General features: G+C 61.7%; 21 protein-coding genes. 13 read left to right on the plus strand and 8 right to left on the minus strand.

Annotated features, from left to right (window positions below; translation table 11 throughout):
- Window positions 1–114 precede the first annotated feature (114 nt).
- Window positions 115–798: an HAD family hydrolase gene (locus HRU92_RS07770; RefSeq protein ID WP_172123583.1), complete on the plus strand. Its 684-nt coding sequence runs from the start codon at window positions 115–117 to the stop codon at window positions 796–798.
- A 31-nt stretch (window positions 799–829) separates the two neighbouring features.
- A complete protein-coding gene (locus HRU92_RS07775) occupies window positions 830–2,314 on the plus strand; it encodes a cation:proton antiporter (RefSeq protein WP_172123584.1) in 1,485 nt (494 codons plus the stop codon).
- Window positions 2,315–2,414: 100 nt separating this feature from the next.
- Here the strand turns inward: HRU92_RS07775 and HRU92_RS07780 are convergent, their stop codons facing one another.
- On the minus strand, window positions 2,415–3,035 hold the full coding sequence (locus tag HRU92_RS07780; protein WP_172123585.1) for a methyltransferase domain-containing protein: 621 nt from the start codon (window positions 3,033–3,035) through the stop codon (window positions 2,415–2,417).
- 291 nt (window positions 3,036–3,326) lie between these two features.
- Between HRU92_RS07780 and HRU92_RS07785 the strand changes: the two genes are divergently transcribed.
- Window positions 3,327–3,806 carry a VOC family protein gene (locus tag HRU92_RS07785; RefSeq protein WP_172123586.1) on the plus strand — a complete coding sequence of 160 codons (480 nt, stop codon included), beginning with the start codon at window positions 3,327–3,329 and terminating at the stop codon, window positions 3,804–3,806.
- Between the two features lie 143 nt (window positions 3,807–3,949).
- Here the strand turns inward: HRU92_RS07785 and HRU92_RS07790 are convergent, their stop codons facing one another.
- Window positions 3,950–4,252: a hypothetical protein gene (locus HRU92_RS07790; RefSeq protein ID WP_127753465.1), complete on the minus strand. Its 303-nt coding sequence runs from the start codon at window positions 4,250–4,252 to the stop codon at window positions 3,950–3,952.
- Between the two features lie 196 nt (window positions 4,253–4,448).
- On the opposite strand from HRU92_RS07790, the gene HRU92_RS07795 reads away from it, so the two are divergent.
- Window positions 4,449–5,939 carry a carboxypeptidase M32 gene (locus HRU92_RS07795; RefSeq protein ID WP_172123587.1) on the plus strand — a complete coding sequence of 497 codons (1,491 nt, stop codon included), beginning with the start codon at window positions 4,449–4,451 and terminating at the stop codon, window positions 5,937–5,939.
- 72 nt (window positions 5,940–6,011) lie between these two features.
- On the opposite strand, the gene dksA is transcribed toward HRU92_RS07795, so the two are convergent.
- Window positions 6,012–6,431, minus strand: a complete 420-nt coding sequence (gene dksA / locus HRU92_RS07800; RefSeq protein ID WP_127753467.1) for an RNA polymerase-binding protein DksA — start codon at window positions 6,429–6,431, stop codon at window positions 6,012–6,014.
- A gap of 159 nt (window positions 6,432–6,590) precedes the next feature.
- Window positions 6,591–7,004, minus strand: a complete 414-nt coding sequence (locus HRU92_RS07805; RefSeq protein WP_127753468.1) for a flagellar assembly protein FliX — start codon at window positions 7,002–7,004, stop codon at window positions 6,591–6,593.
- 268 nt (window positions 7,005–7,272) lie between these two features.
- Between HRU92_RS07805 and HRU92_RS07810 the strand changes: the two genes are divergently transcribed.
- From HRU92_RS07810 to flaF, 7 genes are all read left to right on the plus strand, one after another.
- Complete coding sequence (locus tag HRU92_RS07810; protein WP_172125036.1) at window positions 7,273–8,349, plus strand: flagellar basal body P-ring protein FlgI; 1,077 nt, start codon at window positions 7,273–7,275, stop codon at window positions 8,347–8,349.
- Window positions 8,349–8,669 carry a rod-binding protein gene (locus tag HRU92_RS07815; protein ID WP_172123588.1) on the plus strand — a complete coding sequence of 107 codons (321 nt, stop codon included), beginning with the start codon at window positions 8,349–8,351 and terminating at the stop codon, window positions 8,667–8,669. Before HRU92_RS07810 ends, HRU92_RS07815 begins: the two co-directional genes overlap by 1 nt.
- On the plus strand, window positions 8,666–9,133 hold the full coding sequence (locus tag HRU92_RS07820) for a flagellar protein FlgN (protein WP_127753470.1): 468 nt from the start codon (window positions 8,666–8,668) through the stop codon (window positions 9,131–9,133). The genes HRU92_RS07815 and HRU92_RS07820 overlap by 4 nt, the downstream gene beginning before the upstream one ends.
- Before the next feature lie 247 nt (window positions 9,134–9,380).
- Window positions 9,381–10,811: a flagellin gene (locus HRU92_RS07825; protein WP_172123589.1), complete on the plus strand. Its 1,431-nt coding sequence runs from the start codon at window positions 9,381–9,383 to the stop codon at window positions 10,809–10,811.
- A 672-nt stretch (window positions 10,812–11,483) separates the two neighbouring features.
- Complete coding sequence (locus HRU92_RS07830) at window positions 11,484–12,917, plus strand: flagellin (RefSeq protein WP_172123590.1); 1,434 nt, start codon at window positions 11,484–11,486, stop codon at window positions 12,915–12,917.
- Between the two features lie 113 nt (window positions 12,918–13,030).
- Window positions 13,031–13,456 carry a flagellar biosynthesis repressor FlbT gene (gene flbT, locus HRU92_RS07835; RefSeq protein WP_127753473.1) on the plus strand — a complete coding sequence of 142 codons (426 nt, stop codon included), beginning with the start codon at window positions 13,031–13,033 and terminating at the stop codon, window positions 13,454–13,456.
- The gene (flaF, locus tag HRU92_RS07840; RefSeq protein ID WP_172123591.1) at window positions 13,407–13,772 is read left to right on the plus strand and encodes a flagellar biosynthesis regulator FlaF; all 366 of its coding nucleotides are present in this window, start codon (window positions 13,407–13,409) and stop codon (window positions 13,770–13,772) included. The genes flbT and flaF overlap by 50 nt, the downstream gene beginning before the upstream one ends.
- A 68-nt stretch (window positions 13,773–13,840) precedes the next feature.
- Here flaF and HRU92_RS07845 read toward each other — a convergent pair whose 3' ends face one another.
- From HRU92_RS07845 to HRU92_RS07855, 3 genes are all read right to left on the minus strand, one after another.
- A complete protein-coding gene (locus HRU92_RS07845; protein WP_172123592.1) occupies window positions 13,841–15,451 on the minus strand; it encodes a hypothetical protein in 1,611 nt (536 codons plus the stop codon).
- A gap of 12 nt (window positions 15,452–15,463) precedes the next feature.
- Window positions 15,464–17,296, minus strand: a complete 1,833-nt coding sequence (gene flgK / locus HRU92_RS07850) for a flagellar hook-associated protein FlgK (protein ID WP_172123593.1) — start codon at window positions 17,294–17,296, stop codon at window positions 15,464–15,466.
- 63 nt (window positions 17,297–17,359) lie between these two features.
- Window positions 17,360–18,682 carry a flagellar hook-basal body complex protein gene (locus tag HRU92_RS07855; protein WP_172123594.1) on the minus strand — a complete coding sequence of 441 codons (1,323 nt, stop codon included), beginning with the start codon at window positions 18,680–18,682 and terminating at the stop codon, window positions 17,360–17,362.
- Window positions 18,683–18,924: 242 nt separating this feature from the next.
- Here HRU92_RS07855 and HRU92_RS07860 point away from each other — a divergent pair, with 242 nt between their 5' ends.
- A complete protein-coding gene (locus tag HRU92_RS07860) occupies window positions 18,925–19,791 on the plus strand; it encodes an ATPase (protein ID WP_172123595.1) in 867 nt (288 codons plus the stop codon).
- 66 nt (window positions 19,792–19,857) lie between these two features.
- Window positions 19,858–20,778 (plus strand): homoserine O-succinyltransferase, encoded by a 921-nt coding sequence (gene metA / locus HRU92_RS07865; protein ID WP_172123596.1) that lies wholly within the window; start codon window positions 19,858–19,860, stop codon window positions 20,776–20,778.
- Window positions 20,779–20,819: 41 nt separating this feature from the next.
- Here metA and HRU92_RS07870 read toward each other — a convergent pair whose 3' ends face one another.
- Window positions 20,820–22,799: a PhoX family phosphatase gene (locus HRU92_RS07870; protein WP_172123597.1), complete on the minus strand. Its 1,980-nt coding sequence runs from the start codon at window positions 22,797–22,799 to the stop codon at window positions 20,820–20,822.
- Window positions 22,800–22,982 lie beyond the last annotated feature (183 nt).

Here is a 22,982-nt window from a genome sequence, read left to right on the forward strand (position 1 = left end):
TTCGCTTGCCCGCCGGCTCAGCCGCCCCCATCACATCACCTGGGTTGCCGGCGTTAATAAAGGGGCAACCTTAGCGGCCAGCCTCCGTTGGATGTCTCCCCCTGGAGCACCCCAATGCCCAAAGCCGTGATCTTCGACGTCGATGGCACTTTGATCGACTCCAACGACCTGCATACCGAATGCTGGCTTGAAGCCTTCCGTAATTTCGGTCTCCATTTCACCTTCGACCAGGTCCGCGACCAGATCGGCAAAGGGGGCGACCAGCTCCTGCCAGCCCTGCTCCCGCCCCAAACCTTTCAACAACAAGGGGAGGCCATCTCCGAGTTTCGGAACGACCTGTTCAAGCGCAACTACCTGGCGCAGGTCCGTCCATTTCCCGGCGTCAAGGCGCTGTTCGAGCGCATTCACGGGGACGGCGCGGTGATCGTGCTCGCATCTTCCGGCCTCAAGGTCGAGGTGGACCAGCATGTCGAGATGCTCGGCATCGGCGCCCTCATTTCTTCCGCCACCACCGCCGATGATGCCCAAAGCTCCAAGCCCGCGCCCGACATCTTTGAGGCAGCGCTCAAGCGTCTCCGGGCGGACGCCCGCAATGACGTCTGGGTGGTCGGTGACACGCCGTATGATGCGCAGGCCGCTGGCAAGGCCGGGTTGCGCACCATCGGTCTGTTATGCGGCGGTTTTCCCGAAACCGTCCTCCGCGACGCCGGGTGCCTCGCTATCTTCGAGAGCCCCGAACATCTGCTCGCCAACTACGACACTTCGCCCCTCGCCAAGCTCGCTCCTGCCTACGCCTGACCTGACACCAATAACCAGCGAGGGGGTGCCGATGAACGTCTATCAATTCGCCGCTCTCATCCTCGCCGCAATCGGCCCGGTGCTGGCGTTGAGCGGTTATCTCAAGGCGCCCGCCTCGGTGGTTCTCTTCGCTCTTGGTGTTGCTTCCGCCTTTCTGCCCGGCCTACCCCAGGTCAATCTCGATGCCGATCTGGCGCTGACCTTATTTCTGCCGCTGCTGGTTTACGCCTCTACCCTGCGTGTTTCCTGGCATTTGCTGCGCTTCACCTTTGTGCCAGGCGTCCTGCTCGGCGGCGCGCAGATCCTCGTCACAGTTGTGCTGGTGGTCGGCGCCGCCAAGCTGCTTCTGCCCGGCCTGTCCTGGCCCGCCGCGCTGTTCTTGGGGGTCATTGCCTCGATATTTGATACCCAGCTGTTTCACGAAGCCAAGGGGCGTCCTCGCGTGCCGCGCGCCATCGCCGATGTCCTCAAGGCGCGCGAACTCGTTTCGCGCGTCTTCATCCTCGGCACCCTCGCGCTCGCCGGAGAAGCGTTGAACGCCGGGGAGATCACGGCTTCGAGCACCGCCTTCAACTATCTCTTCGACATCCCCGCCGGCATTGTCCTCGGCTGCGTAATTGGCTACGCCATTGTCTGGCTCCGCCGCCGCGTCGACCCTGCCCCGGTGGAAATTGCCGTTTCCATCGCCGCCCCATACATCGCCGCTCTCTTGGCCGAACTTCTCGGCATCTCCGGCGTCGCCGCAATCACCGCTACAGCCCTCGTGATCTCGGCCGAACGGATCAATCGCCACACCGGCGCGACGGTATCATCGGCGGAGTCGCGCATCAGTTCGGTCGCCTTTTGGGAACAGGCGAGCCTGATGGTCTCGAGCGTCCTGTTCTTTCTCGCCGGCAGAGCCCTCCCCGAAGCGCTTGCAAGCCTGGAAAGCTGGTCCATCTCCATGCTGGTTCTGGTCACCAGCGTCCTTCTCGCGATTACCCTCGCCGTTCAGTTCGCCGCATCGCTCCCCGCCGTGCTGATCGAACCCATCGCTGGGGCCTTGCAGGCTCGCAAAGGCCGGCCTGCGCTGGGGCTGCAGACCGCCGGCGTCATGGCCTGGGCCTCGACGCGCTCGGTGATCGCCCTGATCATTGCACTCTCCATCCCCGCTCAAACCGAAGCAGGCGCCCCGTTCCCAGAGCGCAACCTGATCGTCGTGATCGCCGCCTTCCTTGTGATCGGCTCCCTTGTCCTTCAGGGCCTCACCCTCAAGCCGGTCGTGGTGCGTGCCGACCTCGTGGATGAGGGCGAGGAAGAAGGCGAGGTAGACCTCGCTCGCGCCACCATCCGCCGGGCTGCAGAATCTGGCGATCCCGACGAGCCGCACCGACCGGCCCGCCAGGCGCTTCTGGCCCTGCGCGTTGACAACCGCATCGGCGACGAGGTTCTCACCCGCATGCTGCGCGAAACCGATCTCGACGCTCGCGCTTCCGAAGAAAACGTTCTCCCCGGCGCAGGCCCGCCGAACCCCTGATAGGGGCGAGCCACCAACCCGGCGCATGCGCCAGCTTCCTTGGGGCGCTCGGCGGGGGAACAATCTCGGAACCCTGCGCCCGAACGCCCTAGCGCGTCCCCTACGCAGCCCGCTTGCGCATCACCACCACATTGTCGAGCACCTCAGCGGTTTCCCCATGCGGGCCCTTCGCCTGACGCGCCGGCGCACCAACAAAAATCGGCTCCCAGCTCTCATCCAGTTCGAGTGACGCAAGCGTTTCCTCAACCGTGCTGAAGGGTGTGGTACTTTTGAACGACCACGGCGCGGCGGTGGAATGCTCGACAAGGAGGAACACTCCTCTCGACGCGACGGCCGCGGCCGCTCGCCGCAGCACCTGGGCGCGCGGAAAGGCGATCGGCGACTGGAAGTAAAGCGCCGTCACCAGCTCGAACTCCCCGGCCGGAAAGCTCTCGGCCAAGTCATGCCGCTCCCAGCGCACTCGGTCGCTCACCCCGGCAGCCTTGGCCCGCTCCGCCGCAACCCCCAAGGCTGTGGCCGAAATATCCACTCCCGTGGCCTGCCAGCCTCGACTGGCAAGCCAGATCACGTCATCCCCGCGTGAGCAACCCAGGTCCAGTGCTCGCCCGGCCGGCAGATCGGCGGCATATTCCACGAGCTTGGCCGTTGGCCGCCCGTTCGGTGTCCCGGTCATGTTCTGATAGCGCTGTTCCCAGAACTGTTCGGAAGTTTGGTTTGTCATGGTTCATGTCCTCGGTTGACCCAGGCGGTGCTCGGCAGGCAGCCACAAGCTCGTCCGCAGCTGCAGATCACGCAACTACACTGGTTGCATAATTCTCGCAACACTCAAAGTTGCAGACCTGGTAAAGCTGCGCCTGCCCGGATCTGGCACAAAACAACGCAGCGGATGTCGGCAGGGCCGCGGGTCGGCCGTCAAGTGAGCGCCACCCGGTTGCGCCTTGAGCCGTAGGGCTGCAAGCTCATGCTCTTGAGCAGACCAACCAATAAAAGCTGAACTTCAGGAGGAACTGCCATGGCCACGGCCAAGAACACTCTTTGCCTTTGGTACAACAACGACGCGGAAGACGCCGCGCGCTTTTATGCAGCGACCTTCCCCGATAGCGAGGTCACCGCTGTCCACCGCGCCCCCAGCGACTATCCTTCAGGCAAGGCCGGGGACGTGCTCACCGTGCAATTCACCGTCTGCGGCATCCCCTGCATCGGGCTCAATGGCGGGGACATCTTCACCCACAGCGAAGCCTTCTCGTTCCAGATCGCCACCGACGATCAGGAGGAGACCGATCGTTACTGGAATGCCATCGTCGGCAATGGCGGCGAGGAAAGCCAATGCGGCTGGTGCAGGGACAAATGGGGCCTCTCCTGGCAGATCACCCCGCGCGTCCTCACCGACGCAATGGCGCGCGGCGGTGGCGAAGCCAAGCGCGCCTTCGAGGCGATGATGCCGATGCGCAAGATCGATGTCGCCAAGATCGAAGCCGCCATCCGCGGCTAAGCACCGGATAGTCGCCACCTCGCGCCCGCCGCGCAGTTCTGCTTCCCCTCCCCCTCGGGGGAGGGGCAGGGGGTGGGCTCCCTCACCTCGTCACCGGACCCTGACATACGCAAGTCTGGTGCTCCGAGGCTGACCCTATGCCCCTACCTCGCGCATCGTCGCATGGCGCGAGTGGCATTTCCCGCAGCCGTCACATAAGCCTCCAGCGATTTTTCAAGCTCCGCCCGTGCCGCGTCCAGTTCCACCATCGCCTGCCGCTCTACGCCCCTGAACCGGGTCAGCACGTTGAGATTCTCTGTCCGCTGCAGCCCCTCCAGCAGCACGCCCATTTGCGTGGTCATCGCGGCCAGCGGCTCCTGCATCGCCCGGCAATTGGTTTTGCTGGACTGGGCGGCCGCAGCCGAATTCATCGCGAGAACCAGAAGCAAGCTGATCCACATCCGCATGGCTTTTCCTTTCAGATCGCGTGGCGCCGCTGGCAGTCGAACTGGGACGCCGGTGAAGTGAATCTAGGCTAGCACAGCCCCGGGCGCCAACCATGCAATGGCACGGCTCGGCTCGATCCTATTCTGTGTTCCAGCACAGGCGCTTGCCCGCGCTTCTGGCTTGTGAAACATCTGGTTGCGACCTTTGGGAGCCATCATGTCCTTTGAAAAACTCGATCAACTCGGCCGCCGTCTGGAAGCGCTTGAGCATGCCCTGTCCATTCTTGGCGCCGATGAAGCGACGCACATGGCGGTCGGCGGCGGCGAAAAACGCGCCGAAGCCATGGCAAATCTTGCCGGCATGTACCACGCCCAATCCACCGCTCCGGAGATCGCCGACTGGATCGAGGCCGCGCAGCCCCAAACCGAGGACCAGCAACTCGCCCTGGCCGAATTCAAGCGGCAATATCTCAACGCCACCTGCCTGCCCACCGAGTTTGTTGAGCGCAAGACTGCCGCGACCATGCGCTCCGAACAGCTCTGGCGCGAACTGCGCGCGGTGGGGGACTGGGACAGCTACCTGCCAGCCCTGGAAGGCGTTGTGGAACTGGTGCGCGAAGAAGCCCGGCTGCGTGCCGATGCCCTGAAGCTCGCCCCCTATGACGCCCTGATGGAACAATATGACCCGGGCAACCGCACCGCAACTCTCGATCCGGTCTTTGCCGACCTCAAGACCTTCCTCAAGGAATTCGTGCCCGAAGCCCTGGAAGTGCAGGAGCGGCGCCACCAGCGCCGCCCACGCAGGGACCTGAACGGCCCCTACCCCATCGAGCATCAGCGCGAACTTGGCCTGGCCGCCATGCGCGCGGTCGGCTTTGATTTCACCCATGGCTCGCTTGCCGTTTCGCACCACCCCTTCTGCGGCGGCGTACCCACCGATGTGCGCATGACCACCCGCTACCGCACGGACGATTTCCTGTCCTCGCTGATGGGCGTGCTGCACGAAACCGGCCACGCCCTTTACGAACAGGGACTGCCAAAGGAATGGTCGCATTGGCCCCTCGGCAAGGCGCGCGGCATGGGCATCCACGAAAGCCAGTCGCTCTTTGTGGAGATGCAACTGGCCCGTAGTCCCGAGTTCTGGCATTTCATGTTGCCCCTGGTGCAATTGCATCTGGGGCGGAATGCGCTGCCCGGCTGGGACATCGAGGACGTGCTGAGCGAGGTCAACCATGTCGAGCGCGGCTATATCCGCGTCGACGCCGACGAGGTGACCTACCCCCTCCACGTCATCCTCCGCTACGAGTTGGAGCAGGATCTTGTGGCGGGCAAACTCGAGGTCAGCCAGATCCCCGAGGCCTGGGACGCCAAGATGACCGAATATCTCGGCATCTCCACCATCAACGATCCCAAGGACGGCCCCATGCAGGATGTGCATTGGCCAGGCGGCGCCTTTGGCTATTTCCCCAGTTATACCTTGGGGGCCATGATCGCCGCCCAGCAATGGGCCGCCCTTGAGCGGGCCCAGCCCAATCTGCGCGACAATGTCCGCAAGGGCGACTTCAGCGACATCAATGCCTGGCGCGCCGAGCAGATCTGGAGTCAGGGCTCGCGCTGGTCCACGCCCGACCTGATTACCCGCGCCACCGGGGAGCCCCTGAACCCGGCTTATTTCAAGGCCCATCTGCGCCGCCGCTACGGCGACTGATCGTCGTCCCCAAGGACAGAAACAACAAAGCCCGCATCGCTGCGGGCTTCTTCTTGTCTCTTAGCTCTTTGCTTACTCGTCGCGATAAACCTTTTCGCGCCGCTCATGCATTTCCTGGGCTTCAAGGCTCAGCGTCGCGATCGGGCGGGCATCAAGTCGGGCGAGCCCGATCGGATCCCCGGTTTCCTCGCAATAGCCGTAAGTGCCATCATCGATCCGCTTGAGCGCCGCATCGATCTTGGCGATCAGCTTGCGCTGCCGGTCCCGCGTCCGCAACTCCAGCGAGCGATCGCTTTCGGAAGAGGCACGGTCGGCCATGTCGGGATGGTTCTGGCTTTCCTCCTGGAGGTTCTCCAGGGTTTCGCGGCTTTCGCGAAGAATATCTTCCTTCCAGGCATTAAGCTTGGCTCGAAAGTAATCCCGTTGGCGTGGGTTCATGAACGGCTCATCGTCACTGGGCCGGTATGCGATTACGTCAACCCCCGAGTTCATCAGCAGACTCAACTCCAATGCGCCCTTTATTTGCGCCTCTATAGTGCAGCTATTTAAACCCTGCAAGATGGACACGGCGCAGTGATTGACTGGGGCAATGATTGTTGAACCGCCGCTTTCATCAATGCCGCACGGGGTTTTACTGATCTCAGCTTGCGCTCAAGGGAAGCGGCCAAACTTAGCCAATTCCACCCGCACTCGAAGTTCGATGTCGTCCAGCACCCCCTCCAGCCCCGGCTCGGACTGGCCACGCTCTTCCGCGATCATGCTCATCAATTGGTCCAGCCGGTTGGCGCTGACTTGCCCGACGAGGAGATCGGCCTTGATCGCCTCCATCTGGTCCAGCATGGAAGCACCGCGCCGCACCGCCTTGCGTCGTCCCTGGGTCGGATCTTCCACCGCCTGCAACGCCAGCAACGCACTCAGGCTAGCCGTGGGCGCCGTGCCGGCAACTTGTCCGGCCTGCCGCGGCGCCTCTGTACCGGCCGGAACAAAAGCGGGTCCGCCCGCCGCACGCTGGGCCGAACCGCGCCCCGCCAGGCCGGCGGCGCGAGAATTGCTGTCGATGCGCATGGGCGGACTCAGCTGGGAAAGGAAAACCTCGGCAAAATCTGCCCGCTTTGGTTAACGGCGGCTTAACGCGCCCGGCAAGAATTGCTCACCCCCATTCCGGCGAGAAAACAAGAGAGGCCCACCATGCTCAGTAAGGCTGCAATATCAGCGCACTAGCCCCTCGACCCGAGCTTGGCACGCTTCTGGCAAAGCACTGGGCAGACCATCCCGCGGGAGCCCATCAGTGCACAGTTTCGTCCGAACCATCTTCGCATCGCTGCTGACGCCCATGCTCTTGCTCGCCCCCACGCTGCCCGCTGTCGCTGCCTCTGCCCGCATCAAGGATGTCGTCGACATCGAAGGCGTGCGTGAAAACCAGCTCGTGGGTTACGGCCTCGTGGTCGGCCTCAACGGCACCGGCGATAGCCTCAACAACGCGCCCTTCACCAAGCAATCGTTGCAATCCATGCTGGAGCGCCTCGGCGTCAACACGGCCGGCGAGAATGTGCGCACCGCCAATGTGGCCGCCGTCATGGTCACCGCCAATCTGCCTCCGTTTGCCACCCAGGGCTCGCGCATGGATGTCACCGTGTCGGCGCTGGGCGATGCCGACAGCCTCCAGGGCGGCACCCTCCTCGTCACCCCCCTGCTCGGCGCCGATGGCGAAGTCTATGCCATTGCCCAGGGCTCGGTTTCCATCAATGGCTTCAAGGCCGAGGGCGACGCCGCCACAATCATCTCGGGCGTGCCTACCACGGGCCGCATTTCCTCGGGCGCCCTCATCGAGCGCGAGATCGAGTTCGCCCTGGGCGCCCAGCACTCCCTGCGCCTCGCCTTGCGCAACCCCGATCTCACCACCTCGCGCCGCATTGCGCTGGCCATCAACGACTTCATCGGCGTGCCGACCGCCACGCCGGAAAATCCCGCCACTGTCCGCATAACCCTGCCCAAGGGCTTTAACGGCAACATCGTCGATCTCCTGACCGATATCGAGCAGTTGATGGTCCAGACCGATCAGACCGCCAAGATCGTCATCGACGAGAATTCCGGCATCATCGTCATGGGCAAGGATGTCCGCGTTTCGAGCGTCGCCGTTGCCCAATCCAATCTCACCGTGACCATCGCCGAAACCCCTGAAATGGTTCAACCCGAGCCCTTCAGCAATGGCGTCACCGCGGTGGAGCCAAACACTGACCTTGATGTGATGCAGTCCGATACCGCGCTCGCCGTGGTCAACGAGTCCGTGACGCTGCAGGAGCTCGTGGATGGCCTCAATGCCCTGGGCATCGCCCCGCGCGATCTCATCGCCATTCTCCAGGCCATCAAGGCCACCGGCGCCCTCCAGGCCGAAATCGAGGTTCTGTGATGCTCGCCCACCAACTCCAGGCCAAGCCCGGCTCCAGCCTCACCCCTGCCCAGGTGGCCAAGGTGCGCAGCCAGGCCGAGGAATTCGAAGGCGTGTTCCTCAATACCCTCGTCAAGGAAATGTTTGCCACCCTTAAAGGCGACGGCGGCTTTGGCGAGGAAACCTGGCGCTCCATGCAGTCCGAGCAGCTCGCCGCCAGCATGGCCGGCAACGGCGGCCTTGGCATTGCCGACCAGATGCTGGGCGACCTGCTGGCCATGCAGGAAGCCGCCAACAACCAGATCAACCAACCCGTCCTTATGGGAGTTTCCACCCGATGACCGCTGCCGCCCGCCTCGCCGCCCGTGATGCCCTTTCCGCCCACGAGCTGTGCCGAAATGCCGAAGCGGCCCTGACGGCGCTGGTTGATGTGATGAACCAGGAAACCACGCTCCTGCGCGCCGGTCGCTTGCGCGACGCTGGAACCCTCACTGCTGATAAGGCCCGCCTGGCGCAGGATTATGTGGAATTTGCCCGCTCCATCCAGCGCGAAAACCTTCGCCTCAAAGCCGAAGCACCTGATGCCCTCGACCGGCTCCGCCTCGGCCACGAGCAACTTGCCACCCAGATGGCCGAAAACCTGCGCGTCCTCGCCACGGCCCGCACCGTCACCGAGGACCTCCTCTCCGACGTCGCCACGGTCGTGGGCAAGCAGAATCGCGCTCAAACCTACGGCCGTGCCGGCACCCTCGCTACCGACCCCGCCCACGCCGCCCGGGGCATCGCAGTAAACCGGGCTCTGTGACGGTTCCACTGCTCCCGCAGAATTGCCCGTCGTGGTTAACCGAAGCTTTCGCTGCGAAAACAGCTAAACACCCGCAAAGGCCCGCAGCGCGGGCCTTTCGCGCCAACGCCGCATCAACTGCGCCACCCCAAGCAACGAAGCCTTAAGGCCCTCACTTAACTGTTCTTTATGCGCTGCTGCGCCAGGATCGACCGTGCCTCAGGAAGAGGCGCGTTAGTAATGCGTATCCTAGAAAAGGACTACTACTTTGGGTGATATCTCCCTCTCGAAAGCCGTTCGCTCGAACCTGCTTTCCCTCCAGAACACCTCCGCCATGATGAACAAGACGCAGGACCGTCTTGCCACCGGCAACAAGGTGAACTCGGCGCTCGACAACCCCACCAACTTCTTCACTGCCGCCTCGCTCAACAGCCGCGCCGGCGACCTGAACCAGTTGATGGACAACATGGCCAATGGCATCCAGACCCTGGAAGCCGCTGACAATGGCCTGACGGCCATGACCAAGACCCTCGAGTCGATGCAATCGACGTTGCGTCAGGCCCGCCAGGACAAGTCTTTCCAGACCCAAAGCTTCAAGCTCGACACCGCCTTCGCCACTGGCGACAAGCTCACCTTTTCGGGCGGCGCCGTTTCCGGCAACGTAGACATCGACGTCGGCAGCATCGCTAGCCCTATTGGCACTAAAACCACCCAGCCCGGCGGCACTTATGCCACCCCAACAGCAGGAACCGACCAGACCTTTACGGTGAACGGCGCCTCGGTAACGCTGACTTCGACTGAAGATACTGCCGCCAAGGCCATTGCTAAGATCAACACTGCACTCGGCGCCAGCAGCGCGGTAGAAGCCTTTGATGACACCGGCAAGGTGTCGTTCCGCAACAAGGAAGCTGGCCCCTCCTCGATCACTGTAGCGGGTACCACCACCGCCCTTGGCACCCTTGGCACCCAGGTGCCGGGCACTGCTCCCAACAAGGGTGCTGTTGACAGCATCGTCAGTGCTATCAACGACAAGTCCGAACTTCAGGGCAAGATCCGGGCTTCCAACGACAATGGCACCCTGCGCATCGAGAACCTCTCCACACAGAAGCTCGACATTGCTGGCGCGTCCACCTCTAGCGGCGTAACCGGCAAGGCAGCCGCGAAGTCCAGCGTTGCGGGAAACACCGTCCGCGCCGATTTGGCCAACCAGTTCAACGAACTGCGCGATCAGCTCGACAAGCTGGCTGATGACGCCTCCTTCAACGGCATCAACCTGTTGCGCGGCGACAAGCTGAGCATCACCTTCAACGAAACCGGCACCTCCTCGATCGACGTCCAGACCCGAGGGGAGAAGCAGGTTAATTCGGCGAATCTGGGCGTGTCGACCACGCTGAACCAGAAGGACCTGGATAACGACAGCAACATCGACGCAGAACTTGGTAAACTGAAACTGGCTTTGAACAGCGTCCGTTCTCAGTCATCCGCTTTCGGTTCCAACCTGTCCATCGTTCAGAACCGCCAGGACTTCACCAAGGCAACGATCAACACGCTTCAGACCGGCGCCGCCAACCTGACCTTGGCTGATATGAACGAGGAAGCCGCTAATCTCTTGGCCCTCCAGACTCGTCAGTCGCTGTCCTCGAACTCGCTGTCTCTGGCTTCGCAGGCCGACCAGTCGATCCTCCAGCTGATCCGTTAATCGGCAGCTTGAACAAACCGGAGAAGGCGGGCCTCGGCCCGCCTTTTTTGTTGCCGGCCGACCAACCGTGCTGCCTATTACACGAACTCGCCGCCCAGACATTGAATCCTCCTCACTCCCGATGTCACCCCGGCCTCGAGCCGGGGCCCATCTCGAGATTGTCCCAAAAGCCGCCAGATGGCGGTTCACCCCCAGATTTCCTCACGCCTCGTAACCGGCTCGATGGGAGTCCCCACTTATCCCCGCGCCAAAAACCTCCGCTATACTCCTTCCCATTCCCCCGCAGGAGCGGCGCTGCAGCGACCAGAGGGCGGGTGGAACCACGGGACTTCGGGGAGATCGCCCCCGAAGTGGGTCCGAGCGGTGTTGGACAGTTATCTCCTGCCGATTTTGGGGATCGCAACACGGGCTGGTCCGGCAAATCCCGGCACCCCCGAGGCGGCACCGTCTCAATAAACTACCCTTCAGGGGCGGTAACCGCCTCGGGGTCCGCTCCCCAGCAACAACCGATGGGACCAACCCGGCGGTCGAACCCGCACGCCTGGTGAACGAACATGCTTACTGCCCCGCCAACAAGCATGGTTAACGCCCTTTTAGGAGTCGGCGCGCTATAGCTCAGTCAACCTCGAAGCGAGGACCTGCCGAGCGTCGGCGCGTAATGAAGGAAGCATCATGTCCGATATCTCTCTTTCGAAAGCCGTTCGGTCGAACCTGCTTTCGCTTCAGAACACCGCTACAATGATGGCCAAGACCCAGGACCGCCTTTCAAGCGGCAACAAGGTGAACTCGGCGCTCGACAATCCCACCAATTTCTTCACCGCCGCCTCGCTCAACAGCCGGGCCGGTGACCTGAATCAGCTCATGGACTCCATGGCCAACGGCATCCAGACCCTGGAAGCCGCCGACAACGGTCTGACTTCCATCACCAAGACCCTAGAGTCGATGCAGTCGACCTTGCGCCAAGCCCGCCAGGACAAGACATTCCAGACACAGAGCTTCAAGCTCGACAGCGCCTTCGCCGCCGGCGACAAGCTCACCTTTTCGGGCGGCGCCGTAGGTGGCGATGTTGAAGTCGAGGTCGGTACTATCTCTAGCCCTGTGGGTACCAAGACTAATCTACCTGGCGGCACCTTCGCCGCCATTGCCCCGAACGGAGCAGACCAGACCTTCACCGTGAATGGGACCACGGTGACGCTGACCGATGACGAGGACTCCCTCGCAAAGGCCATCACCAAGATTAACACTGCGCTGGGGGCTGGTCACGCGGTTGAAGCCTATGAAGGCGCCGCCAACCAGATCTCGTTCCGCAACAAAAACGCTGGTCCCTCGACGATCACCGTTGCGGGTACCACCACGGCATTGGGCACACTTGGCACCGAGGTGCCAGGCACTGCACCGAACCGGGGGGCCATCGACAGCATCGTCAACGCGATCAATGATAAGGCTGAGCTTCAGGGCAAGATTCGCGCCTCCAATGACAATGGAACGCTGCGCATCGAGAACCTCTCGACTCAGAAGCTTGACATCAGTGGAGCTTCGACCTCGGGGGGCGTTACCGGCAAGGCCGCTGCCAAGTCCAGCGTGGGTGGCAACACGGTCCGCTCCGATCTCGCCAACCAATTCAATGAACTGCGCGACCAACTCGATAAGCTCAGCGACGATGCTTCCTTCAACGGCATCAACCTGCTGCGTGGTGACAACCTGAAGATCACCTTCAACGAGACGGGTACCTCCTCGATCGACATACACACTAAGAGCGGCAAGGCCCTCAATTCAGCCAATCTGAAGCTTACCGACATTGTCGCCCAACAGCTCGACAGCGATGGTGACATCGATGTGCTGCTTAATGACGTAAAACTTGCCCTTTCCGATGTTCGCTCCCAGTCCAGCACCTTCGGCCAGAATCTGTCCATCGTGCAGAACCGCCAGGACTTCACCAAGAACATGATCAACACCCTGGAAACCGGCGCTTCCAACCTGACGCTTGCTGACATGAACGAGGAAGCCGCCAACCTCCTCGCGCTCCAGACCCGGCAGTCGCTGTCCTCCTCCTCGCTGTCGCTCGCTTCGCAGGCTGACCAGTCGGTCCTGCAGCTGCTCCAGTAAGGGGCCGACAGGCAACTTCAGATCGCCAAGGCGGGCCGCGGCCCGCCTTCGTTGTTTTTGCGCTCACCGCGGGCTAGAACGGCCCTTGCTCTGCCCCGATCGGAACCAGCACCATGGCGCTCAAAGTCGAACTGAAACCCGGCGAAAAGCTCCTCGTGGGTCAATGCATCATCACCAATTCCGACCAGCGCACCCGCCTCTTTATTGATGGCCACGTCCCGATCCTCCGGGAAAAGGACATTTTGACCGCTGAAACGGCCAACACTCCCGCCAAGCGCATCTATCTGGCGGTACAGCTCATGTATATCGCCGAGGATATTGAAACCCCGCGCGAAGCTTACTTCGCTCTGGTCGATGAGTTCCTTGAAGCGGTTCCCTCGGCGGCCGAACTGATCGGCGAAATCAACAACGAGATATTAACTGGGGCTTTATATAAAGCTCTGAAGGCCGCTCAAAGGCTGATCGACTACGAACAGGACCTTCTTTCCCATGTTTCAGCAAGGCGCCCGGGCCTACCAGCAGACGGCGAAAGTCGTTGAGAACCCACGCGAGCGTGAATCAGCACTCCTGATGAAGGCTGCAGCCAATCTGCAGCGCGTCAAGGACGAGTGGCCGGCAAGCTTTGACGACCTCGCCCCCGCCCTGACCTTCAACCGCAAGCTCTGGACCATTTTCATGAGCTCGGTGACCCGGCCTGACAATCCGCTGCCCCAGGATGTGCGACAGAACATCGCCAATCTTGGTCTCTACATTCTCAACGAGACCCGCGAGATGATGATGCAGCCCCAGCCGCAAAAGCTTGATGCCCTGGTGCGCCTCAACCGCCAGATCGCCGCCGGCCTGCGCGGCGCCTGACCCACCTGACGCTGCCCGTAAAAATAAACCCCCGCCTCGCAGCGGGGGTTTTATATTGAGAAGCCTAGCTAGACGAAGTTGACGAGGCTGAGCTGGCTCACCATGGAGGTTACCTGGTAGCTCGCCTGCAGCCGCGTCTGCAGCGCGAGGATCTCCATGGCGACGTCTTCCTTGGAAACGCTTTCCACATCGCTCAGGATGTTCTCCAACTGGGCTTTGTAGTCCGTGTGGCGCTTGGAAGCATTGTTGGCCGCATTGCGGGCAATCGCCAGATCCATGGTGATCCGCTCGACCGAGCCGGGCGATGAGTTGTGGCTTTCCGACAGCGCGCTCTGCTGACGATCCGCCATGCCGTCGAACAAACCGCGCGATTGCTGATACTGCGAGCCCACGACCCGTTCATATTCAGCCAGCGCTGCATCGCGAGCCGAGCCCGCCGGCAGCGCGTGCGCATCAACCCGCATTTGTTCGTTTTCGGGCTTGGCGCGGATATCGGCTTCCGACGAATACTTCGTTACGGCCAGCGCCGCCTGGGACTGCACCAGCTTGAGGATCCCGCTTTCCGTCGCCCGTAACCCATACTGGATTGTGGTGGAATCATCCACCTTAGCGGCGACGCCGGATCTGGCGTCTCCCTCCTTTTCACCCCGGTACCAGAACACCACTTCAGCGGGGTCCGCGTCCGCCAGCGTCGTAGCCGGGGGTCCGCCAGCTGGACGCTGGGGCACGCCGCTCTCGCTGAAAAAATCTGCCGCCGCTGCAAAGGTCGATGCTGCCTTGAGCGTCGAACCAGCCGCCTCCGCGAGTGCACCCTGCAGCGCCGATCGAAAGTTTTGCGCCATCACATCAGGATCGGCATCAATGCTGAACGCACCCCGCCCTGGGTTATCTTCGGCGCTGGCAACCAGTGTAACCTGCGTTTCCGTACCGTCAGGCAGCGTCAGGCCTATGGTTACGCTCTGCCCCGGGGTCGGCTGGGCAGTGAAACTGACGCTCACCTGCCCCGTCGCTCCGGGTTGAGTGACTGCAATAGCGGGAGCACCCGTTGTGGATGTCGTCGAGAGCTTGAAACCAAAGGGATGCGTACCGTCTTGAGCGACCACGACCTCCCCGCTGCCGGCGGCAACGGCGGGCAAGTCGAGGCGGCCAAATCCGTCTCCAAGATCCGCACTCTGGCGCTCGGCAAGCATCTGCTTGAAGCCCAGCCTGCCGCCTTCCCCCTCCAGCAACACCTTTGCGTCAGGCAGTGGAGGAGTGTCCGTCACATTGCCGCCAAACAGATACCGGCCGGCAATGTCCTGGTTGAGCAGGGTGACGATCTCGTCGAACCGCGCCGTTGCCTGGCCCGGAAGCGTGGCCATGCTGATATCGTTGGTGCCGTATTGCCCCTGGATTGCGGAATTTCGTGCCTCCCCTTCCATAGTGTCGAAGCGGGACATGGTCTTGTCGAGAAAGCTCAGGCGCAGGTTCACGGTCTGGATATTGGCGGCATAGCCTTCGATCTTGTCCAAGCGGGAGCGAACGGACAAGGACATCGGCAAGTCGCGCCCCATTTCAGCCAGGCTGCCCGCCTTCATCCCTGTGCCAAGCTGGGTCTGCAGGTTCCCCATCTTGCTCTGCATCTTGGAGATTACCGAGAAGCCTGTCTGCACCGGATACATCGACTTGTTGACGATCATCTATTGTCTCCTTCAGGTCGATGCGAAGAGTTGGTCGAGCAGTTCCTTGACCACCGACACAACCCTAGCATTGGCGGCGTAGGCGTTCTGCAGCTCAAGCAAGCGCGACATCTCTTCGTCGACATTGACGCCATATTCGCTCTGCATCTGGTCCATCACGGTGTCGAGGGTGAGTTGCTTGTCGCTGCTGCGCGTCATGGTGGCGGCGATATTGCTGCCCTGAAAGCCGATAGTCTGGGAGATCAGCTCGCCCACATTGCCGTTCAGCGGGAAGCGACCATTGCTAGTCCCGGACACAAAATCCATGCTCCCAAGCTGCCCCAGGATATGATTGGCACGATCGGCGCTCCCGAGCGACTGGCCCGGCGTGCTTTGAACCAGCAGGCGGTTGTCTGCGAGCACTGCTGCATTGATCGAAATGCGGGCGGCAAAGCCCGCCTTCTGGGGGGGCATGCCGTCCACGCTGTTGGTGAAAGGCGCCCGCGCACCATCCGTGAACAAGGACAGACCCAATCCCCCATCCTGAAGCTCACTGGAGGTTGCCCTCTTGGTGACACCCGCAACTGTCGTGGTTGGTCCAGTGGCACTGAATGTCATTTCATTGCCGGCGCCGCTTACTGCAACCGCGACGAGCGGACCTGGAGCAAAGCTGTCAAATTTCGCCTGCAGCTGCGCAGCGGCAGCAGTGCTTCCGGCCGCGAAGTCGATGCCGATGACGCGTGCACCGGAGGCGTCGCGGTAATCGACATCAGCCTTTGTCGTGTTGACGATCTTGATCGACTGCGAAGTGCTACCGGTCTCGAGTTTCAGCAGCAAGTCGTTGCCTGGCTGCAACCCGCTGACATCGATAGCAAAGCCTCCCGCCACCGCTGTCCCCGGCGTCTGCACCGTCGAAAATGCCTGGGCCAGCCCGGCCGCAATCTCGTCCAGCTGACTTTGCGCCTCCGGGAGGGTCTTGTCGCGGAGCGTCAGCAAACCGCCAAGCTCTCCACCCCGGATTCCGCCCGACCGTTGCACGTCGATTTCCAATCCCGACGCGGTCACGAGGGTCAACTTGCCCACGCCAGACAACGCGGAGTCGCTGTTGAACTCCGAGGAAGCCGTGAGCCTTCCGGGTGTATCGAACCTGAAGCTTGCGGCCCGGCCATCAACCAACCCCACCCCGGAGCCGGTCATCAGGGCAACAGTCCCGTCAGCCTTGTAATCCGCCTTCACGTCGATGAGTTCAGCCACCGAGGAAACCAGGCGATCGCGCTGGTCCAGCAACGAAGCCCTGGCCGCATCATCGCCGCCGCGATCGAGCAAGCGGGTATTGACCTCGTGCAGGGAAGCCAACATGCCGTTGAGGTTCTGAACATTGGACCCGATCTGGACTTCTGTCTGAGAACGCATCGTCTGGACATCACCGGAAAGCCGGTTCAGTGCTTCAGCCATGGCCTGGGCCTGGCTAAGCGCCTGCGCGCGCACCGTATAGTCGTCGGGGCTGGTGGCGAGACTCTGCATGGCGTTCTGCAACTGGCCGTAAAGGGTGTCGAGCGAACCCGCGCTACCCGGCTTGCCGAGAAGCCCCCCCAGCCGCTCCAGATAGCTTGCCTGAACCCCGGCGTTCGCGGTGTCAGAGACCTGGCGGGTGTAATAGGTCTGAAGACTGGTGTTGAACGCCCGGGTAGTCCCGAGCGTACGCGCATAGCTGCTGTTCTCGTTGTTGTAGTCGCCAACGGAGAGCGACTGCCGGTGATAGCCTGGCGTGCCCTGGTTGGCCACATTGCGGCTCAGAATGGTCAGGGAATCCTGGTTCACCCGCAGTCCGGAAACCGCGTTGTTCAAGGAGGTGGTCAGACCCATGGCGCATGCTCCTGTTCAAACAGGCGAGGTCGAATCCATCGTCCTCGCCGCTCCGATCCTCGGCTATCGGATCATGTTCAAGGCTTCTTGCAGCATCTCGTCAGCGGTGCTGACGATGCGCGTGCCGGCAGCATAGGCCTGCTGGGTCACGATCAGCTTGGTGAACTCGTCCGAGATATCGGTGTTGGACGCCTCGAGGGCCCCGCCGATGATGCCGCCGCCGGAAAGATCGAGAATGGCCTCGCCCGATTCCGAAGTGGTGGCATAGACGCCACCATCGAGGCGCTTGAGCTTGTTGATGGCGTTAAACTCAGCGGTCACGACCTGCGCCACGTCGATGCGCTTGCCGTTCGAGTACGTGGCAACGACCCGGCCGCTGTCGCTGATCGCCACCGACACGAACTCACCCGCGGCATAGCCATCCTGGCTAAGCGTCGACACGTCAGCAGTGCCATTCACGTCATCGAACTGGGTCAAGCCGCCCTTGCCGAACTGCAGCTTCACATCACCGATAGGCGTGCCATTGACGTTGAGCCCCGTGATAGTGATCTCGCCGTTTGTCGGCTCGGTCATCGCCCCATCAGACCCGAACGAGAACTCGCCGGCCTCAGCCCAGTCACCCCCGTTGCCCAGATAGTACAGCTGCCAGGTATCCTCGCTCCCGGGCGTTGCCGGATCAGCATGCGAAACCTTACCCCAGCGCAACTGCACGTCGGCGGGAGCACCGTTCTTGGCGTAAAGCGTGACCGAGCCGCCTTCGATGGATTCCGAGACGAACTGATCAGCATCCGCAACCGGATATGTGATCAGCGCCGTGGCTGGATCGGCGCCATCATAAGCCGCCGGACGCGGCATCTGCGGCAGGTTGGCCTCATATTTGATGACGCTGGACTGCCGGGCGCCCAGAAAGCCGTTGGAGATCTGGATCGGCGCCGGCACCGAACCCGAGACGTTCCCAGTGGCCCGATCAACCGGCAGGCCCTTGAGGTAATAGCCCGCGCCATTGACGAGACGCCCGTCCTTGTCAAGTTCGAAGTCGCCCCGCCGGGTGTAGAAATTGGTCCCCGAGAACACGGCATTGCCGTCGGACTGCCCAACCTTGGGCTCGACAACGAAAAAGCCATTGCTGTTCAGCGCCACGAAGGTCTCACTCGAAACCGTCTTGATATCGCCGCGAACCTCGTTGGTGCCGCGCGACTGCGCCAGTACCGCACCCGGAACCTGCCGTTTGGTGGGAGCATCCGGGATCAGATCCACGAAATCGGTCTCGATGCGCTTATACGCCGTGGTCTGCGAGTTCGCGATATTGCCCGAGATATTCTCCAGCGCGTGCGCTTGTGCCCGCAGCCCGGTGACCGCGCTGGAAAGAGCCCCGTAAATTCCCATTCTAAACTCCAACACACCTTGCGCCTGCGCGCTTCACCCTTGGTAATGCAAGCAGAGTGCCAAAACACAGAAGCTTGGAAAGCAAGGAGATTTGCTCAAGATGCGCGGCTTTCGGGCGCCAGGCCCGGCATGATCAACCCACGACCCGGCAAGAATTGCCGCGTGCTTGTGGAGCGGGCGCCGTTGCAGTAAACGCGGGCAACCACCACCATCGCCCCAATTCTTTCGGACTGCCGGTACCCATGCTGTTCAAATCCGCCGACGAGTTTATCCAGTCCCCGCGCCGTGCGGTCACCGTGTTTGGCATGGCAGGGGTCGGTAAGACCCGGCTGGCGTCGATGCTGCGCGCCTCGAACTGGTTCCACTATTCCGCCGATTACCGCATCGGCACCCGCTATATGGGTGAGGCCATCGTCGACAATTTCAAGCGCGAAGCCATGAAGGTGCCGTTCCTCGCCGAACTGCTGCGTTCGGACTCGATCTATATCTCGTCCAACATCACCTTCGACAATCTCGATCCGCTCTCGACCTATCTGGGCACGCCCGGCAATCCCGAGGCGGGCGGGCTGCCGCTGCACGAATACCAGCGTCGGCAGGAGCAGCATCGCGTGGCCGAGATTGCCGCGCTCCTCGATGTGCCCCATTTCATCGAGCGCGCGCATGCCCTTTATGGCTACAACGACTTCATCGCCGATACAGGCGGCTCGCTGATCGAGGTGATCGATCCCGCCGACCCGGCCGATCCGGTGGTCAACACCCTGGCCGCGAGCACCGCGCTGCTCTATATCAGAGGCACCGACAAGGACGCAGCCGAACTGGTGCGTCGCTTCAAGCAGAACCCCAAGCCGATGTATTACCGTCCGCACTTTCTGGTTGAGAAATGGGCCGAGTACAAAGCCTTGAACGGCATCACCGAGGATCGTGACGTGGACCCCGCCGGCTTTGGCGCCTGGGGCTTTGAGGCCCTGTTGCATGACCGGCTGCCGCGTTACCAGCAGCTGGCCGACAATCACGGCTATGTCGTTGAGGCGTCTGACCTCGCCATGGTGCGCGACGGCCAGGGGTTTGTGGATCTGATGGCCGCGGCGATCGAGCAGCGAATGCGCTAGCGCGCCTCCCCCGGGAGACGCGCATTGCCGACATCGCCATGATCTCCTGCCCCTACGAGGCTCGCTATGCCTATTCGCATTCCCGACAATCTACCCGCCCGCAAGACGCTCGAAGACGAGGGCGTCAACGTCATGGATTCCTCACGCGCCGCGCGCCAGGATATCCGACCGCTCGAAATCGGCCTCCTCAACCTGATGCCCAACAAGGAGCGCACCGAAACCCAGTTCACCCGGCTGATCGGCTCGACCCCGCTCCAAGTCAACCTGTCGCTGGTGCGGATCACCGATCACCGCTCCAAGAACACCTCCGAAGAATATCTCAATAGCTTCTACCAGACCTGGGAAGAGGTGCGCGAACGCAAGTTCGACGGCTTCATCGTCACGGGGGCGCCGATCGCCAATATCCCGTTCGAAGAGGTGCGTTATTGGCGTGAGATGGTCGAGATCATGAACTGGACGCAGACCAACGTCCACCACACCATGTTCATCTGCTGGGGCGCGCAGGCGGCGCTGCACCATTTCCATGGCGCCCGGCGCTATCGCATGGACAGCAAGGCATTCGGCGTGTTCCGGCACCGGGTGGTCAACCCGCGCTCGCCGTTCCTGCGCGGCTTCTCCGATAGTCCGATGATCCCGGTGTCGCGCTACAATGACATCGATCGCACCACCCTTGGCAGCAATCTCGAGATCCTGATCGACAATCGCGAGATCGGGGTCAGCATGCTGGGCGACCGGCAGCACCGCGCGGTCTATTTCCTCAATCATCTGGAATACGACAACCGCTCGCTGGCCGACGAGTTCGAGCGCGACCGCAAGGCCGGCCTCGACACCCCGCCTCCGGCCAACTTGTTCCCTAACGGCGACACATCTGCCGAACCCGAAAACCGTTGGCGCAGTCACGCCCATCTGTTGTTCCAGAACTGGATCAACGAGATTTACCAGACTACCCCATATGATCTCAGCAACATCGGCACGCCGGAGGACTAAATAAGTGCGGGGAAGGCTAAGGCGCCTTCCCCGCACTTAGCCTATACGGCGATCTTGCCGCCACCCTGCTTGGTGATCACCACCACAGATGGGCGCACGGGCATGGCGTCTTCAAAGTCCGGCCAGCGCGTGGACAGATCCTCGTAGTACGAGACGCGGCCAAAGCCCTCCCAGTCCTCACCACCATCTGCGGGGTGCTGTACGGCGACAAAGGCGGTTTCGTCATCCGGGGTGAACAATGGCCCGCACATCTCGGCGCCTACCGGGACGCGGAAGAACAGCTTGGAGGTCGCCCGTGCATCGCCTTCGGTGTCTACGGCCCACAAGCCGTCGGTGCGACCGGTGTCCGACGGATTATTGCCGTCGGTGGAAACCCAGAGGCGCCCCGCAGCATCGACCGCACAGTTGTCGGGCATGCCAAACCAGCCATTTGCCGTGGTCGCAGTCGAGAATGTAGCGCCAACTTCGGCGACTGAGGGGTCGCCGCACTTGAGCATGACATCCCAGGTCCCGGTAGTCGCCGCAAAGTCGCCGTCTGTCTCGCCAATCTCGATGATGTGGCCGAAAGCGTTCTTGGCTCGCGGATTGGCGGCGTCTTCCTGTCCAGCCTCACGCCTCGTGTTGTTGGTCAACATCACGTACACTTTGCCATTGATGCCATTGGGCTGAATGTCCTCAGGACGATCCATCTTGGTAGCCCCGAGCAGATCGGCAGCAAGCCGCGTTGCGATCACCACATCCGCTTGGCTGGCAAAGCCATTCTCGGGCGTGAGGGGGCCTTCGCCCTGCACGAGCGGCATCCAGACCAGAGTGCCATCTTCAGCGAACTTGGCGACATAAAGCGTGCCCTCGTTGAGCAGGTCCATATTTGCCGTTCGGTCATCCGGATTGAATTTTCCAGCGGTTACGAACTTGTAAACGTAGTCGAAGCGCTCGTCGTCGCCGAGGTAAAACACTACCCGGCCATCCCTGGCTATGATGGACTCTGCACCCTCGTGCTTGAAGCGGCCCAGCGCGGTACGCTTCTTGGGAATGGAGCTGGGATCCATGACGTCGACTTCAACAACATAGCCAAAGCGATTGGGCTCGTTGGGCTCCTTGGACAGATCGAACCGGTCATAATAGTTGGCCCACTCATAAGAGCCTTCGGGGATGCCGAGGCGCTTGTAGTTCGCCGCTTCCGGGTGGTCGGGAGCGAGTTCTCCGGCAAAGTAGCCGTGGATGTTCTCCTCGGCCATGATGTAGGTGCCCCAGGGGGTTACGCCGCCGGCACAGTTGTTGATGGTGCCAAAGACTTTAGTGCCTGTGGGGTCCGCATTGGTCTTGAGGCGATCGTGGCCAGCGGCGGGACCAGTGACTTCCATTTCCGTGTTGACGGTGATGCGACGATTGAGTGCTCCGTCCTTAACCACGGCCCACTTGCCATCCGTTTTGCGGATTTCCACCACTGTGCCGCCATGCGCCATCAGCTCGATGTCGACCTGATCCTTCGTGAGCGGCTTGGTCGTGATCTCGCCCTCCACGATTTCCACGATGCCGGGAAACATCAAGTGCGGGTTGGTGTACTCGTGATTGACCACAAGCAAACCGTGCTCGGATGAGTCGTCGAATGGGATATAACCGACATAGTCGTTGTTGTAGCCGAATTGGTGGCTCTGAGCGTCCGCCGTCTGGGCGGCGGGATTGAACTCGGGCGCGTCCGCGAACAAGGCGTCGCCCCAGCGCAGCAGAATATCGGCGTCGTAGCCCTCGGCTACGTGGTGTGTCTCGTCGATACCAGCTTCAACCTCGGTGAAGTTGAATGCTGACCCTCCCGCGGCCTTCGCCTTCCCCGCCGTCATCAAGGCAAGGGGGCTGATGGTTGCGGCAATAGCGGACACCGCCAGCGAGCCCTGCAGGAAGCCACGACGCGAGAAACGGGCGCTGATCAACTCCCCCATAGTGGGGTTGGTTGTCGGGTTGCGTGGCGCTGTGTCGACGGCCTCAAGCTGCGAAGTTCGGAAAGGGGATTGATCGTTCATGGATGAGCTCCTCAACAAGCCTGGAACGCGGATAGATTTGAACCATTCCAAGCTGTAAGCAGCCATCCTGAAAGTTGCGCGACGGCCGAACGACAGTTCGGTGACAGCTGCGGCTCGCCAGGTGATCTGCCCAGCGGCTTGAACGGGCCGCACAACACCCTATGTTCGCAGCCGAACCGGAGA

Origin of the sequence: Devosia sp. 1635 (assembly GCF_013185955.1) — a bacterium.
Taxonomy (GTDB): Bacteria; Pseudomonadota; Alphaproteobacteria; order Rhizobiales; family Devosiaceae; genus Devosia.

Excerpts from the sequence above, each read along its gene's own strand:
- HRU92_RS07770 (WP_172123583.1), top strand. The coding sequence starts at position 115 with ATGCCCAAAGCCGTGATCTTCGACGTCGATGGCACTTTGATCGACTCC.
- HRU92_RS07775 (WP_172123584.1), top strand. The coding sequence starts at position 830 with ATGAACGTCTATCAATTCGCCGCTCTCATCCTCGCCGCAATCGGCCCG.
- HRU92_RS07780 (WP_172123585.1), bottom strand. The coding sequence starts at position 3,035 with ATGACAAACCAAACTTCCGAACAGTTCTGGGAACAGCGCTATCAGAAC.
- HRU92_RS07785 (WP_172123586.1), top strand. The coding sequence starts at position 3,327 with ATGGCCACGGCCAAGAACACTCTTTGCCTTTGGTACAACAACGACGCG.
- HRU92_RS07790 (WP_127753465.1), bottom strand. The coding sequence starts at position 4,252 with ATGCGGATGTGGATCAGCTTGCTTCTGGTTCTCGCGATGAATTCGGCT.
- HRU92_RS07795 (WP_172123587.1), top strand. The coding sequence starts at position 4,449 with ATGTCCTTTGAAAAACTCGATCAACTCGGCCGCCGTCTGGAAGCGCTT.
- dksA (WP_127753467.1), bottom strand. The coding sequence starts at position 6,431 with ATGAACTCGGGGGTTGACGTAATCGCATACCGGCCCAGTGACGATGAG.
- HRU92_RS07805 (WP_127753468.1), bottom strand. The coding sequence starts at position 7,004 with ATGCGCATCGACAGCAATTCTCGCGCCGCCGGCCTGGCGGGGCGCGGT.
- HRU92_RS07810 (WP_172125036.1), top strand. The coding sequence starts at position 7,273 with ATGCTCTTGCTCGCCCCCACGCTGCCCGCTGTCGCTGCCTCTGCCCGC.
- HRU92_RS07815 (WP_172123588.1), top strand. The coding sequence starts at position 8,349 with ATGCTCGCCCACCAACTCCAGGCCAAGCCCGGCTCCAGCCTCACCCCT.
- HRU92_RS07820 (WP_127753470.1), top strand. The coding sequence starts at position 8,666 with ATGACCGCTGCCGCCCGCCTCGCCGCCCGTGATGCCCTTTCCGCCCAC.
- HRU92_RS07830 (WP_172123590.1), top strand. The coding sequence starts at position 11,484 with ATGTCCGATATCTCTCTTTCGAAAGCCGTTCGGTCGAACCTGCTTTCG.
- flbT (WP_127753473.1), top strand. The coding sequence starts at position 13,031 with ATGGCGCTCAAAGTCGAACTGAAACCCGGCGAAAAGCTCCTCGTGGGT.
- flaF (WP_172123591.1), top strand. The coding sequence starts at position 13,407 with ATGTTTCAGCAAGGCGCCCGGGCCTACCAGCAGACGGCGAAAGTCGTT.
- HRU92_RS07845 (WP_172123592.1), bottom strand. The coding sequence starts at position 15,451 with ATGATCGTCAACAAGTCGATGTATCCGGTGCAGACAGGCTTCTCGGTA.
- flgK (WP_172123593.1), bottom strand. The coding sequence starts at position 17,296 with ATGGGTCTGACCACCTCCTTGAACAACGCGGTTTCCGGACTGCGGGTG.
- HRU92_RS07855 (WP_172123594.1), bottom strand. The coding sequence starts at position 18,682 with ATGGGAATTTACGGGGCTCTTTCCAGCGCGGTCACCGGGCTGCGGGCA.
- HRU92_RS07860 (WP_172123595.1), top strand. The coding sequence starts at position 18,925 with ATGCTGTTCAAATCCGCCGACGAGTTTATCCAGTCCCCGCGCCGTGCG.
- metA (WP_172123596.1), top strand. The coding sequence starts at position 19,858 with ATGCCTATTCGCATTCCCGACAATCTACCCGCCCGCAAGACGCTCGAA.
- HRU92_RS07870 (WP_172123597.1), bottom strand. The coding sequence starts at position 22,799 with ATGAACGATCAATCCCCTTTCCGAACTTCGCAGCTTGAGGCCGTCGAC.